Annotated in this window: 13 protein-coding genes; 7 read left to right on the top strand and 6 right to left on the bottom strand. The window is 55.6% G+C overall.

The genetic code is table 11. The features are described from left to right. The first annotated feature begins 60 nt into the window (after positions 1–60). On the top strand, positions 61–300 hold the full coding sequence (locus C5F52_RS00660) for a DUF333 domain-containing protein (protein ID WP_104796411.1): 240 nt from the start codon (positions 61–63) through the stop codon (positions 298–300). Positions 301–351: 51 nt separating this feature from the next. After that, entirely contained in the window at positions 352–1,023 is a 672-nt protein-coding gene (locus C5F52_RS00655; protein ID WP_104796410.1) for a hypothetical protein, read from the top strand. Positions 1,024–1,045: 22 nt separating this feature from the next. On the opposite strand, the gene C5F52_RS00650 is transcribed toward C5F52_RS00655, so the two are convergent. Next, positions 1,046–1,960, bottom strand: a complete 915-nt coding sequence (locus tag C5F52_RS00650) for a LysR family transcriptional regulator (RefSeq protein WP_104796409.1) — start codon at positions 1,958–1,960, stop codon at positions 1,046–1,048. Between the two features lie 95 nt (positions 1,961–2,055). On the opposite strand from C5F52_RS00650, the gene C5F52_RS00645 reads away from it, so the two are divergent. The 3 genes from C5F52_RS00645 to ttdB are packed head-to-tail and all read left to right on the top strand — an operon-like array spanning position 2,056 to position 4,559. Continuing rightward, positions 2,056–3,024, top strand: a complete 969-nt coding sequence (locus C5F52_RS00645) for a tripartite tricarboxylate transporter substrate binding protein (RefSeq protein ID WP_104796408.1) — start codon at positions 2,056–2,058, stop codon at positions 3,022–3,024. 30 nt (positions 3,025–3,054) lie between these two features. After that, positions 3,055–3,954, top strand: a complete 900-nt coding sequence (gene ttdA, locus C5F52_RS00640; RefSeq protein ID WP_104796407.1) for a L(+)-tartrate dehydratase subunit alpha — start codon at positions 3,055–3,057, stop codon at positions 3,952–3,954. Beyond that, complete coding sequence (gene ttdB, locus C5F52_RS00635) at positions 3,951–4,559, top strand: L(+)-tartrate dehydratase subunit beta (protein WP_104796406.1); 609 nt, start codon at positions 3,951–3,953, stop codon at positions 4,557–4,559. Before ttdA ends, ttdB begins: the two co-directional genes overlap by 4 nt. A gap of 46 nt (positions 4,560–4,605) precedes the next feature. Here the strand turns inward: ttdB and C5F52_RS00630 are convergent, their stop codons facing one another. Genes C5F52_RS00630 through C5F52_RS00620 form a run of 3 tightly spaced genes read right to left on the bottom strand, consistent with a single transcriptional unit; the run spans position 4,606 to position 7,393 of the window. Next, a complete protein-coding gene (locus C5F52_RS00630) occupies positions 4,606–5,610 on the bottom strand; it encodes a tripartite tricarboxylate transporter substrate binding protein (RefSeq protein ID WP_104796405.1) in 1,005 nt (334 codons plus the stop codon). Positions 5,611–5,627: 17 nt separating this feature from the next. Beyond that, positions 5,628–6,626, bottom strand: coding sequence for a tripartite tricarboxylate transporter substrate binding protein (locus C5F52_RS00625; RefSeq protein WP_104796404.1), 999 nt, complete (start codon positions 6,624–6,626; stop codon positions 5,628–5,630). A 26-nt stretch (positions 6,627–6,652) separates the two neighbouring features. After that, positions 6,653–7,393 carry a GntR family transcriptional regulator gene (locus C5F52_RS00620; protein ID WP_104796403.1) on the bottom strand — a complete coding sequence of 247 codons (741 nt, stop codon included), beginning with the start codon at positions 7,391–7,393 and terminating at the stop codon, positions 6,653–6,655. 37 nt (positions 7,394–7,430) lie between these two features. Here C5F52_RS00620 and C5F52_RS00615 point away from each other — a divergent pair, with 37 nt between their 5' ends. Both C5F52_RS00615 and C5F52_RS00610 read left to right on the top strand, forming a co-directional pair. Next, a complete protein-coding gene (locus C5F52_RS00615; protein ID WP_236657670.1) occupies positions 7,431–8,240 on the top strand; it encodes an amidohydrolase in 810 nt (269 codons plus the stop codon). Between the two features lie 28 nt (positions 8,241–8,268). Continuing rightward, positions 8,269–9,246, top strand: coding sequence for a tripartite tricarboxylate transporter substrate binding protein (locus tag C5F52_RS00610; protein ID WP_104796401.1), 978 nt, complete (start codon positions 8,269–8,271; stop codon positions 9,244–9,246). Here C5F52_RS00610 and C5F52_RS00605 read toward each other — a convergent pair. Both C5F52_RS00605 and C5F52_RS00600 read right to left on the bottom strand, forming a co-directional pair. Continuing rightward, entirely contained in the window at positions 9,243–12,317 is a 3,075-nt protein-coding gene (locus tag C5F52_RS00605) for an efflux RND transporter permease subunit (protein ID WP_104796400.1), read from the bottom strand. The genes C5F52_RS00610 and C5F52_RS00605 overlap by 4 nt on opposite strands. Further along, on the bottom strand, positions 12,314–13,543 hold the full coding sequence (locus C5F52_RS00600; RefSeq protein ID WP_104796399.1) for an efflux RND transporter periplasmic adaptor subunit: 1,230 nt from the start codon (positions 13,541–13,543) through the stop codon (positions 12,314–12,316). Before C5F52_RS00600 ends, C5F52_RS00605 begins: the two co-directional genes overlap by 4 nt. Between the last annotated feature and the right edge of the window lie 56 nt (positions 13,544–13,599).

Genomic DNA, 13,599 nt, shown 5'->3' with positions numbered 1-13,599 from the left:
TATATCGACACAATAGAATTAACTTAAATTGAATAAACGAATACATGACGGTTAATTGACATGCATCTGCCGCAAATTGCCACCCTCTGCGCCCTCGCCCTAGCCAGCTGCGCCTGCTCACCGTCTGACAAGCCCCATGTTCCCGTCGCCGAAATGGCCAACCCCGCGTCGGTCAACTGCATCAACGCAGGCGGCAAGCTGATCATCAAACGCACCCCGCAAGACGAATTTGGCATGTGCCAATTGCCCTCGGGCAAGGTGTGCGAGGAGTGGGCTTTGTTTCGGGGTGAGTGCTCTTAATTTACGTTCAATTTTTAGAAATTACATTGTTGATTCAGAAGGACTTTTTAAATGCCCCAAACAACAGCTTGTGTTGCAAAGGAACTTGCGCGTCTGAGCACGGATTGCTCTTTTTTGTTGACGCATTTGATACGTCAAAACGACGATAAGAATGATGATGAAGCTAAAAAAATTCTTTCTTCGATTCTCGATTTCGTTGGGGCTCATCAAAAACCTCTGCTGAAAGCATCGAATTCAGGTTGGTACAGCGCAGCAGCCCCGAAGATTTTTAATCCAGTAACCAGAACATTCAATGGTTCAAGTCATACCAAGGCTGTGTGCTTTACTGAAAGTACCCTTTCAGGGTTGAAAGCGCATCGGGACATGTTTAATGCTAAATACGGTATTGCATTTGATAGAGATTTGCTCTTTTCAAAAGGGGCAAATCCATGTCTCAACATTCGCGAATCTTTGCTAAAGAAGAGTTTCGTTTGTAATGAAGAGGTTTATGCACGATTTGTGTACAACTTCATTCCAGTTGAGCTGCACCCATTTGTAAACATCATTCATGATGGTTTTGATGCAACTCATGAAAGAGAGTGGCGTGTACCGAACGACTTATCTTTCGAATTGTGTGAGGTTCTTTTTATTTTTTGCCCAGCTGATGAGTTTGAGTATTTTTCAAAAATTCAGTCGGCAGCTCAACCTATTCTTTTTGATTTGGCTTGGCTTGACCGTGTGTGACTTTTTAAAATCAAAGAGTTTTTCAGCGCTTAAACGCTGCCGCTACAAAATCAATCAACGCTTTTACCCGCACCGAGGTGCGGTGGCGTTCTGCGTAGATGGCATATATGTCGGCATCGGGGCTGTTGTAGCTGGGTAGCAGCTGCACCAGTTTGCCGGACTGCACATATTTATCCACATCCCATTGCGCGCGTAGCAGCACGCCGTGGCCGTCGAGTGCCCAGTTCAACGCCACACCGCCATCGTTGGTGGTGAGGTTGCCGCGAATTTTCACGCTCTCGGTTTGTTGCTCTTTGGCTTTGCCCTTGGCGGTGGTGAAGCGCCACAGGCCATAGGCTTCGTCGCCTTGGCGTATGCCAATGCAGTTGTGCTTCACCAACTCCGACGGTGTTTTGGGTGTGCCAAATTTTTTCAAGTACGCAGGCGAGGCCACCACCACGCGTTGGTTGGCGGCAATGAAGCGCGCGATCGAGCGCGAGTCGGGTGGGTTGCCAAAGCGAAAGCAAATGTCAAATGCATCGTCGCCACTGGGCGGTGGGTTGACCGAGAGCTGCAACTGCACATCTACCTTGGGGTGCAGGCGTGTGAACTGCGAAATGAGTGGCGCAATATGGCTACGGCCAAAGCCCAAGGTGGCGTTGACGCGCAGCAGGCCTTGCGGTGCCGCAGTGGCACCCAGCAAGTGAGTTTCAAGGCCTTCGATGTCGCCCATGATTTTGCGGGCGTAGTCCAAATACACCTCGCCCTCGGGCGTGAGGCCCATGCGCCGTGTGGTGCGGTTGACCAGCGGAATGCCTAAGCGTGATTCCATCAACCCCAAGTGGCGGCTGACCGCTGCGGTAGAAATGCCTTGTTCGCGCGCTGCTGCACTGAGCGAGCCTGCGTTGGCCAGTGCGATGAAAAAGCCTAAGTCGGCAGGGCTGATGAGCTTGGTCATATTTTTAGCTTTAGGTTAACAATGCTTTGAATATAGCGCTGAACTTTTACCCTTCAAATATTTACAGTTGTTTCCATCAAATAAAGGAGACAACCATGTTGAACACATTTAAAAAACAAATTTTGGTTGCCGCTATGTGCGGCATAGCAGGTTTGGCGCAAGCCCAAGCGTGGCCCACCAAGACCATCACCATCGTTGTGCCGTTCCCACCGGGTGGCACTACGGACGTACTGGCCCGTGCGGTATCCACCAAGCTTTCGGCGAATTTGGGTCAGACCGTCATCGTTGAAAACAAGCCCGGTGCAGGTGCCACTTTGGGGGCTGCACAAGTGGCCAAGGCCAATGCGGATGGCTACACCTTGCTGATGGGCGCGGTGCACCACACCATTGCCACCAGTGTGTACAAGGGCCTGACCTACAACTTCGACAAAGACTTCGCACCCATTACTACCGTGGCCTTGGTGCCCAACGTGTTGGTGGTCAATGCCAAGTCGCCTTACAACAGTGTGAAAGACCTCGTCGCCGCAGGTAAGGCCACGCCTGATAAGTTGGCCTATGGCTCTAACGGCAACGGTACTGCGCAGCACATGATTGGCACACAATTTCAAGTTGTTTCGGGTGCTCAAATTTTGCATGTGCCCTACAAAGGCAGCGCGCCGTTGACAACCGACTTGTTGGGTGGTCAAGTAGACATGTCGTTTGACACTGTCACACCTGTGTTGCCCTTCATCAAAGAAGGTAAGTTGAAACCGTTGGCTGTGACCACTGCCAAGCGTTCTTCCACGTTGCCCAATGTGCCAACGTTGCAAGAGGCGGGTGTGCCTGGCATTGCCATTGGCACATGGTTTGGCTTGCTTGCGCCTGCAGCTACCCCTAAAGATGTGGTGACCAAACTCAACGCAGAAGTGGTAAAGATCATCCACACGCCCGAGTTTAAAAAGCAAATGTTTGACATCGGCGCAGAGCCCATCGGCAACAAGCCCGACGAGATGGCCAAACAAATCAAAGAAGAAACCGAAAAGTTTGCTGGCTTAGTCAAAGCAGGCAAGGTCACGCTCGACTGAGCGCCCACCCATTTACCAAAGGAGTTCCCCGTGAACAAAGAAACAGCAGTAGCAGACCTGACCCATGTGATGGCGAAGTTCACGTCATACATCGGCAAGCGCTTGCCCACCGACGTGACCGAAAAGCTGGGTGAGTTGCGTGAGAAAGAAGTCAACTTCTTGGCCAAAGAGGTGTACGAGTCCATGCGTCAAAACCAAGACGCCGCCGACAAGTTAGACCGCCCGAGCTGCCAAGACACCGGCGTCATTCAATACTTCCTCACCGCAGGTTCTAACTTTCCATTGTTGGGTGAGCTGGAAGAAATTTTGTTGGGCGCCACACAAGGCGCTACCAAAGACGGCCCACTGCGCCACAACGCGGTGGAGACCTTTGTCGAGAAAAACACAGGCACCAACACCGGTTCAAAAATTCCATGGCTCGATTGGGAAATCGTGCCCGGTGACGACAGCGTCATCATCGATGTGTACATGGCAGGTGGCGGTTGCACCTTGCCGGGTGCCGCCAAAGTATTGATGCCCGGCCAAGGCTACGAAGGTGTGGCCGAGTTTGTGTTTGACGTCATCACCTCACGCGGTGTGAATGCTTGCCCACCTTTGTTGGTTGGTGTGGGGGTGTCTACCTCGGCTGAAACCGCGGCACGTTTGTCGAAGAAAGCCATTCTTCGCCCCGTGACCTCGCGCCACAGCAACGACAACGCCGCCTTGATGGAAGAGCTGTTGACCGATGGCTTAAACGAATTGGGCTTGGGCCCTCAAGGCTTGACGGGTAACAACAGTGTGATGGGCGTGAACATCGAGTCATCTGCACGTCACCCATCCACCATTGGTGTGGCGGTATCCACCGGCTGCTGGGCGCACCGTCGCGGCAAGATCAAGATCAATGCCGATATGTCTTACGAAATCATTTCGCACAAAGGATTCACGCTGTGAAGAAAATTCTCACCACCCCCATCAAAGACGAAGACCTGGAGTCGTTGAACATCGGTGACGTGGTGTACCTCACAGGTACGCTGGTCACTTGCCGCGATGTAGCGCACCGCCGATTGATTGAGCTGGGCCGCGAGCTGCCCGTCAACTTAGAAGGCGGCGCGATTTTTCATGCGGGCCCCATCGTGCGCCAAAAAGAAAACGGCGAATACGAAATGGTGTCCATTGGCCCCACCACCAGCATGCGCATGGAAAAGTTTGAAAAGGAATTCATCAAACGCACTGGCGTTAAATTGATTGTGGGTAAGGGCGGCATGGGCCCTGAAACACAAGCGGGCTGCATGGAAAACAAAGCGGTGCATGCCATCTTCCCAGGCGGCTGCGCTGTGTTGGCCGCCACGCAAGTGGAGAAGATTGAAGCCGCAGAGTGGACTGACCTAGGCATGCCCGAAACCTTGTGGGTCAACCGCGTGAAAGAGTTTGGCCCCTTGATCATCTCGATTGACACCAAAGGTAAAAACTTGATTGAAGAAAACAAAGCGGTGTTCAACGAAAAGAAGAAACCGATTCTTGAGCGCATCAACCAACAAATTCGCTTCATCAAATAAGCGAATTCACAGCCAAAGAAAAATCCACCCTTGGGTGGCTTTTTTGTTAAACGCCTTCAGGCTTGATTTGTGCCCGCGCGATGACGGGCTTCCAACGCGCTTGTTCGACTTTGATGAAAGCTTCAAACTCGGCGCGCGTGTTGCCCACGGCCAGTGCGGTGTCTTGGCTGAGTTTGTCATTCACGATCTTGCTGCGCGCAGCGGCAATAGCTTCTTTCTCTAACTTGTCGATGTTGGCTTTGGCCATTTTGCTAGGGGCCATCAGGCCGTACCACTGCGTCATCTCAAAGCCCTTAAAGCCTTGCTCAGCCACGGTGGGCACATCGGGCAACTGAGGCAAACGTGTGCTGGTGCCCGTGGCAATGCAACGCAGCTTGCCCGCTTTGATGAATTGCAGCAGCGCTGGTGCGCCGACAGCAGCTGCATCTAAGCGGCCCGCCATCAGGTCGGTCAACATGGGTCCTGTACCGCGGTAGGGCACGTGCAAGATGAAGGTGTCTGACACCATCTTGAGGTATTCAAACGCCAAGTGGCCCGCGCTGCCGTTGCCTGCAGAGCCGTAGTTGAGTTTGCCTGGGTTGGCTTTGGCGTAAGCCACAAACTCTTTGAGGTTCTTCACGGGCAAGTCTGGGTGCACCACATACAAGCTGGGTACTTTAGAAATTAACGTGATGGGCGTGAAGTCTTTCGCTGGGTCATACGACAGCTTAGGAAAGATATAGGGGTTCACAGCCAAGGTGCCAATGTGGCCCAAGATGAGGGTGTGCTCGTCGGTCGAGTTGGCCACTTCTTGCATGGCAATGTTGCCAGCCGCGCCGGGTTTGTTGTCCACAAACACGCTTTGACCGATCGTCTTGCCCATCTCACCCGCCAAGGCGCGTGCCACGATTTCAGAGCTACCGCCCGGTGCGAAAGGCACAACCAAACGCAAAGGTTTGCTAGGCCATGCAGCTTGTGCTTGTGAGAAAGTGGGTGACAAAGCCAGAGCAGAAGCTGCGGTGCTGGCCAAGAGTTGGCGACGTGTGAGTGCGGATGTGTCGAAGTGGTTCACTGTTTTCTTTTCAGGGGTTATTCGGTGGTGATGCCACGTTCTTTGATCACGCGACTCCACTGGTTGATTTGTTGGTCGATGAATTTCTTGGCCTCATCGGGTGAACCTTTTTGAATGTCACCACCCAGTTGTGCCACGCGTGCTTTCACTTCATGTGACTCTAGCGCTTGTTGAAACGCAGCGGCCAGTTTGGCCACCACAGGTTCGGGTGTGTTGGCGGGCGCGAACACCGCATTCCATTCGTAAATTTCTGCACCTTTCAAACCTGACTCAGCCAATGTAGGCACATCGGGCAAGATGGGCGAGCGCTTGGCAGATGTCACTGCCAATCCTTTGAGCTTGCCCGATTGCACGTGTTGCAAGGTCGATGCGAGGTTGCCAAAGAACAAAGGCACTTGGCCGCCAATCACATCATTCAGTGCGGGGCCGCCACCTTTGTAGGGCACGTGCACCATGTCCACCTTGGCAGCTGATTCAAACAAAGCGCCTGCTAGGTGTTGGGCCGAGCCGTTGCCCGATGAGGCATATGACACTGCGTCTTTTGTCTTGCGTGCAGCAGCAGTTAACTCAGCAATATTTTTGGCAGGGAAGTTGGCATTGACCAAGACCACGTTGGGGAACAAGGCCACCACACCAATCGGCTTGAAGGCTTTGAGGCTGTCATATGGCAGCTTGGGGTAAAGGGCGGGGTTGGCTGAGAACGAGGACGCATCCAACATCAAGGTGTAACCATCGGGTGCAGCTTTGGCAACGGCCGAAGCGCCAATTTGTCCGCTGGCACCCGGTTTGTTTTCGATGATGACGGCTTGGCCCAGTGCTTCACCCATCTTGGGAGCGATTAAGCGCGCCATGGCATCTGCACCACCGCCCGGTGGGTATGTGACGACCAAGGTGATGGGCTTGTTGGGGAATGCGCCTTGCGCATTGGCAGCCGGTGCAATAACACTCAATGCGAGCGTTGTTAACGCCAGCGTTTGCAGGGCGTGGCGGCGGTTGGTTTGGGTACGTTTTGTCATGGTCTGTCTCCTTTGTCTTATGGGGCTTACTGCAATTGGGTGTTGTACTTGAACGAAAAAGCATCGCCACGCGTAGTGCGTAACTCGACGCAGCGGCCAGCCATGTCAAACGCATGGCGTTCCACCAGCACGCAGGGGTGCGCGGGGGCGAGCTTGAGGCGTTTGGCTTGGGTGGCGTTGAGCTGTGAAAAGCTCAAGCTGTCTTGTGTTTTTTGAATCACCACGCCGCAGCGTTGTTGAAACATGGGGTAGAGCAAGTCGTCCCACGCATCCGTGTCGGAATCCACCAACTTGCCAAACAGCGGCAGTGGCAACACGATGGTTTCTAGTAAGCAGGGTTCGTTGCCGATGCTGCGCAGGCGTTCGAGTTGCAGCACCTGCGCTGCTTTTGCGATGCCAAAAGCATTGGCTTCTTGTGTGGTGGCCGTGCGCAGGCGGCTAGACAAAATGCGTGACTGTGGGGCTTCGCTGCTGGCGTCGTCCACGCCTCGAAAGCGAAAGAAACGCATCATCGATGCGCCATCCACGCCTTTGGTGACAAAGGTGCCTTTGCCGTGACGGCGTTGCAGCACGCCGTCTTCCACCAGTAGGGCCAGTGCTTGGCGAATGGTGCCCAGTGCCACACCGTAGCTTTGCGCCAAACTGGATTCAGCTGGAATCACTTCGCCCGGCGTCCATTCGCCTTGCAAGATGCGGTCGCGCAAGGCCAAGGCCAGCTTGCCATAACGGCTTTGGCCTGGGGTGTAGGTGAGACGTGCGGTGTTCATTTATAAACTAGACATCTAGAGGACTAGAATGTACACCATGAATTCACAACCGTCAAAAAACTGGGTGGACACCCACTTTCATGTGTTCCATGCAGGTGTGGCTGTCAAGGGCGCGCGCTACGTGCCGCACTACACCGCCGCACTGCAAGACTGGATAGCGCTTGCGCAAGGCGTGGGTGTGACACGTGGCGTTTGGGTGCAGCCCAGCTTTTTAGGCATCGACAACAGCCTGATGGTGAGCGCCCTCAAAACGCACTCGGATGTTTTGCGTGGTGTGGCTGTGGTGGCTGCCACCGCAGATGTCGAAGTGTTAGAGGCTTTGCATGCGGTGGGTGTGCGGGGGCTGCGTTTGAATTTGGCAGGCATCTCGCATGACATACCCGAGTGGACACAGGCTGAACCTGTGTGGCACACGATGCACCAACTGGGTTGGCATCTTGAAGTGCATACCGATCAAGGCGGCTTACCCAAGGTGTTGGCGCAGTTGCCAACCGACATGCCACTGGTGGTGGATCACATGGGCAAACCCAACGAAGCACACGCAATGGATGCCAGCGTGGCTGCTTTGATTGCCCGTACGAAACATGTGCCCACCTATGTCAAGCTCAGTGGCGCATACCGCCTAGGCGGCGTAGATGCTTTAAATCTTGCTCGTATTTGGTTGCACGAACTCGGACCTTCGGCTTTGCTTTGGGGGAGTGATTGGCCTTGCACCAACCATGAGCAACTGGCGAGTTACCCGGACTTATTTGCTTCGCTTGAAACCTGGGTTGGCCACGAGCACCTGGACCAAGTGCTGTCACATAACCCACAGCGTTTGTATTGGTCTGATGCTGTACCGTTGTAGCATCTGTGCGCATAACACTTGGAGTTGGATGATGAAACGATCGACGTTTTTAATAGCGCTCGCCACCTTGGCCGCTTCGACTGCATGGGCCGAGCCAACGTATCCCAGCAAGCCAATTCGCATCATCGTGCCGTTCACGCCTGGTGGCAGCCCTGATGTGTTGGCGCGCACCATCGGCCAAAAAATTACTGAGAGCACGGGTGCGGCCGTGGTGATTGAAAACGTGCCAGGTGCTGGCGGCACTATCGGTGCGGACCGCGCGTCTAAGGCCGCCCCCGACGGCTACACCTTGTTGATGGGCCATGTCGGCACTTTGGCTGTTGCACCCTCGGTATATCCCAACTTGCCTTATGACCCTGTGAAGTCTTTTGCCCCGGTGGCTTGGGTGGCCAAGGTACCTAACGTGTTGGCCATTCATCCATCAGTGCCAGCTAACAACGTGACCGAGTTGGTGAAGTACCTCAAAGCCAATCCAGGCAAAGTCAATTACGGCTCGGGTGGCAATGGCAGTGCCGCGCATTTGGCGATGGAATATTTCAAACTGTCGACCCAAACCTTTGTGGTGCATGTGCCCTACAGAGGCACCGCACCGTCGGTGACCGATGCCGTGGCCGGACAAATTCAAATGGTGTTCACGGGTGCGCCCGCGTTGGTTCCGATGGTGAAGGCCGGCAAGCTGCGTGCCATTGCCGTGTCGAGCCCCAAACGTTTGGATTTATTGCCCGATGTGCCCACGTTGGCTGAGTCAGGCGTGAAAGGTTTGGAGGGGTTCGAGGCCGACCAATGGTATGGCTTGGTGGCGCCCGCGGGCACTCCTACAGCCGTGGTGCAAAAACTCAACCAAGTCGTCAACGCCAATTTGTCTACGCCTGAAATGGTGGTCCGACTCAAGACCGAAGGTGCAACGGCAACGCCGACAACGCCCGAGGCGTTTGGCCAACTGATTCAGCGCGAGATCAAGCGTTGGCGACCTGTGGTGTTGAACGCCAAGATCACGGCGGACTAAGCTGTTGTTTCTTTTTTAGGTGTGGAGAACCACGCCACATACAGGGCTGGCAACACCACCAAAGTTAGCAATGTGGCCGTGACCAAGCCACCAATTACCACAATGGCCAAGGGGCGTTGGGTCTCAGACCCAATGTCTCGGCTCAGTGCCATGGGCAGCAAGCCTAGCGCGGCCAACATGGCGGTCATCAGCACCGTGCGCAGGCGCTGCAGTGCACCTTCTTTCACAGCATCCAGCACGGTGTAGCCTGCATTACGCAGCTGCTGAAACACCGACAACATCACCACACCATTCAGCACCGCTTGGCCCGACAGCGCGATGAAGCCAATGGCCGCAGACACCGACAGCGGAATGTTGAAAATCCACAGCGCCACAAAACCGCCAATCAAAGCCAAAGGCACGTTGATCAAAATCAGACCTGCGGTTTTGAATGAGCTGAACGCGTCAAACAACAACACAAAGATCAGCAACAGTGAGATAGGCACCACTACGGCCAAGCGTTGCATGGCGCGTTCTTGGTTTTCAAATTCGCCCGACCAGGTGAGTGCGTAGTTGCGGGGGATTTCCACCTTCTTGGCCACGGCGTCTTTCATGTCGGCCACGATCGAGCCCATGTCTCGGCCCTTGATGAATATGCCAATCGCCATGGTGCGGCGGCCCGCTTCACGTGCGATGTTCATCGCGCCACTGCTTTCGCGAATGGTGGCCACGCTGCTGAGGGGTGTGCTGCCGCCGTTGGGCGTAGGGATCAAGATGCTGTCGAGGTTGACCATGGCACGTCGCTGTTCAGACAAACGCACCGCCACAGTGAAGCGGCGTTCGCCTTCCCACAGGTTGGTGGTGGCTTTGCCGGCTAACGCGGTTTCAATCACGTCTTCAATGTCGCCCACGTTTAAACCTAAGCGGGCGGCGCGTTCGCGGTCGATGTCGATCAACAGCTGAGGTAGTTCACCTTGGCGGTCAATCTCGGCGCGGTAGACACCGCGTACATGGCGAATTTCTTTTTCTACTGCCTCGGTGGTGTTGCGCAGAACATCCAAGTCGTCGCCTGAAATTTTGATGACGATCTGGCCGTCAATTTGCGAAATCGATTCGAGCACGTTGTCGCGAATCGGCTGTGAGAACGTGGGCTGCATGCCGGGCAACACCGACACGGCGTGGTCCATGTCTTCAATCAGTTGTTCACGCGTCAGGCCTTTGCGCCATTGCTCGGGTGGCTTCACATCCACAAACACCTCGGCCATGCTGATGGTCTTGGGGTCTGTGCCGTCTTCGGGCTGGCCCGCTTTAGACACGGTGGTGCGCACCTCGGGCACGGTCATCAAAGCTTTGCGCACGTTGTGCAATGTCTTGGCTGCCTCGTCGTTGGAGATGCTGGCAGGTAAACGCACGTTCACCCAAATCGTGCCTTCGTTCAACTCAGGCAAAAACTCAGAGCCCAGTTGCGAGGCCACCAACATGGAGAGGAAGAAGCCGGACACCGCCATGGTTACCACTTTGCGCGGCTGCGCGATGGACCAATTCAAAACAGGTTCATACACGCGTTTGGCCCAAGCCACCACCGCGTTGTCGCCGTGGGGAATGCCTTTGCGCAACATCCAATACGCCAGCAGCGGCACAAGGGTGAGCGAAAAGATGAGCGAGCCCACCAGCGCGGTGGTGACCGACAAAGCCATAGGCTGGAAGATGCGGCCTTCGTGGCGTTGCAGCGCAAAGATAGGAATGTGCGCTGCGATGATGATGAGCATCGAGAACAACGTAGGGCGGCCCACTTCGTTGGTGGCTTCGGTGATGAGGGTGCGGCGCTCTTTCTCGTTCATGCCTTCGCCACGTTCGGCCAAGCGGTGCATGATGTTTTCCACCACGATCACCGCGCCGTCCACGATGATGCCAAAGTCCATCGCGCCCAAGCTCAGCAAGTTGGCAGGCACGCCCATGATCTTCAGGCCCATGAAGGTGGCCAGCAGCGACAGCGGAATGACCACCACCACCGCCAACGATGCGCGCATGTTCGACAAGAACAAGTAGAGCACCAGTGCCACCAGTAAAGCGCCTTCGACCAAGTTTTTAAACACAGTGGTGAGGGTTTTGCCCATCAACCAACTGCGGTCATAAAACGGCACGATCTGCACGCCCGCAGGCAACACGCGTGCGTTCAAATCTTCAATGCGTTCTTTCACACCCTTCAACACCACGCTGGGGTTTTCGCCTTTGCGCATGATGATGATGCCGGTCACCACGTCGTCGTCCATGTCCTGACCCACGGTGCCCAAGCGGGGCACTGCCCCGATGGTGACGTGTGCCACATCGCGCACAAGGATGGGCGTGTTGCCACGCGCAGTCACCACCACGCGACCAATGTCATCGGCCGAGTGCAGCAAGCCCAAACCACGGATGGCGTATTGCTGTACGCCTTGCGTCACATAGCTGCCGCCTGCGTTGCTGTTGCCACGGCCCAATGCTTCAGATAAATCTTGCAGCGTGAGCTTGAACTGGCTGAGCTTTTGCAGGTCGGGCTGCACTTCGTATTGTTTGATGAAGCCGCCCATGGCCACCACATCGGCCACACCCGGCACTTGGCGCATGCTGCGCTCCACAGTCCAGTCTTGCAGGGTGCGTAGCTCGGTGGTGTTCAGGCCATCGCCACGCAGGCGGTAGCGCATGATCTCGCCCACAGGTGTGGCGTTGGGCGCAATTTGCGCTTCCACACCTTCGGGCAGTTGAATGCCGCGCAAGCGTTCGTTCACTTGCTGACGCACGAGGTTGACTTCTGCGTTGTCGTTGTACGTGACCACGGTGAACGACAAACCAAACTGCGTGTGCGAGAACACGCGAATCGAATTAGGCAAACCCGCCAGCGCCACTTCGATGGGCAGGGTGACTTGCTTCTCCACCTCTTCAGCCGCACGGCCGGGGTAGAGCGAGATGACCGTCACTTGCGTGTCGGTCACATCAGGAAAAGCTTCGACCGATAAGTTCTTGAACGCAAACACGCCCGCCATGACAAACAGCAGCGTGCCCAGCAAGATGAAAAGCGGCTGGTTGAGCGCGTAATGAATCAGGCGCTTCATTTGGGCTCTGCCGGTTTGTGTGCGTTTTCTTGGGCAATGCGGAACTCGCGTGCCAACAGCAAGCCGTTGTCTTTGACGATTTGTTCACCCGCTTGCACGCCTTCGACGATCAGCACCTCTTTGATGCCTTCGTAGCCCAGCTTCACGCGGCGGGGTTCATACACACCGGCTTCGGTTTGCACATAGGCCCAGTGTTCAGCACCGCGCAGTTGCACCGCGCTAGAGGGCACAAGTACGCCGGCTGCTAGCTTGCGTTGAATGCGGGCGGTGCCCAGCATTTCGGCTTTGAGCAAACGCTTGGCGTTGTCCACCACGGCGCGCACTTTGATGGCGCGGGTGTTGCTGTCAATGAAGTCGCCCGTGGCAGCGATCTTGGCGTCAAAGCTTTGGTCGGGGTAGTTGGGCAGGGTCAATGAAATTTGGGTGCCCGGCTGCAGCGAGGCAATATCGGCTTCGCGTGCATCAATTTGCACCCACAGCACGCTGGGGTCGCTCACCACAAACAGGGCTGGGTTGCCGGGGCCGCCTTGGTCGGGGCGCACTTCTTGGCCCGCACTCAGGTTGCGCTCGACCACCACACCTTTGATGGTGGCAGCTAGGCCCAGTTGTTGGTTCACGTTTTGGGCGCTGCCATACATGCGCGTGCGGGCTTGGGCGCGGGCCAGTTCGGCGCGGGCACGCAGGGCTTCGGCTTCGGTGCTGTCGAGTTCTTTGCGCGAAATCACATCGGCTTCAAACAAGGTTTGGTGGCGTGCCAGCGCACGTTCGGCCACTTGGGCATCGGCCATGGCTTTGGCAGTGTCGGCTTGGGCTGCACCAAACTCGGGCGAGGCGAGGGTGGCCAGCACTTGCCCTGCATTCACGCTTTGGCCAATGTCGGCATTCAGGCTCAGCACGCGGCCCGCAAACGCGGGGTAGATGCGCTGGGTGCGTTCTTCGTTCCACACCAAGCGGGCAGGCAGCTCGATGGTGATGCTTTCAGCGGCTTTGGCCGCTACTGTGCCCAGCAGCGCAATTTGTGGATGGCCTGCAGGAAAGCGTAGCTGCTCGCCTTGCACGATGGGTTCGGGTGTGGGTGGTTTGGCTGTGGGGGTGGGGTTGAGCACGGTATAGGCCAACACGGCGATGGCCAATGCACTGCCCCCCGCGATGATGCGTTTGGTGGGCGTGTTGAAAAGGGCGGCGGCTTGGCGCAGGGGCGCTTGCAGGTTCTGTCGTATGCTCATGCCACGTTTATCGTTGACCGTGGCTGACCAGCCCCTGACTTAACTTTTACATCTGT

Source organism: Limnohabitans sp. TS-CS-82 (assembly GCF_002943475.1).
Note: the sequence above shows the minus strand (reverse complement) of the source record. Positions and strands in the feature narration are given on the sequence as shown.

Excerpts from the sequence above, each read along its gene's own strand:
- C5F52_RS00660 (WP_104796411.1), top strand. The coding sequence starts at position 61 with ATGCATCTGCCGCAAATTGCCACCCTCTGCGCCCTCGCCCTAGCCAGC.
- C5F52_RS00655 (WP_104796410.1), top strand. The coding sequence starts at position 352 with ATGCCCCAAACAACAGCTTGTGTTGCAAAGGAACTTGCGCGTCTGAGC.
- C5F52_RS00650 (WP_104796409.1), bottom strand. The coding sequence starts at position 1,960 with ATGACCAAGCTCATCAGCCCTGCCGACTTAGGCTTTTTCATCGCACTG.
- C5F52_RS00645 (WP_104796408.1), top strand. The coding sequence starts at position 2,056 with ATGTTGAACACATTTAAAAAACAAATTTTGGTTGCCGCTATGTGCGGC.
- C5F52_RS00625 (WP_104796404.1), bottom strand. The coding sequence starts at position 6,626 with ATGACAAAACGTACCCAAACCAACCGCCGCCACGCCCTGCAAACGCTG.
- C5F52_RS00620 (WP_104796403.1), bottom strand. The coding sequence starts at position 7,393 with ATGAACACCGCACGTCTCACCTACACCCCAGGCCAAAGCCGTTATGGC.
- C5F52_RS00615 (WP_236657670.1), top strand. The coding sequence starts at position 7,431 with ATGAATTCACAACCGTCAAAAAACTGGGTGGACACCCACTTTCATGTG.
- C5F52_RS00610 (WP_104796401.1), top strand. The coding sequence starts at position 8,269 with ATGATGAAACGATCGACGTTTTTAATAGCGCTCGCCACCTTGGCCGCT.
- C5F52_RS00605 (WP_104796400.1), bottom strand. The coding sequence starts at position 12,317 with ATGAAGCGCCTGATTCATTACGCGCTCAACCAGCCGCTTTTCATCTTG.
- C5F52_RS00600 (WP_104796399.1), bottom strand. The coding sequence starts at position 13,543 with ATGAGCATACGACAGAACCTGCAAGCGCCCCTGCGCCAAGCCGCCGCC.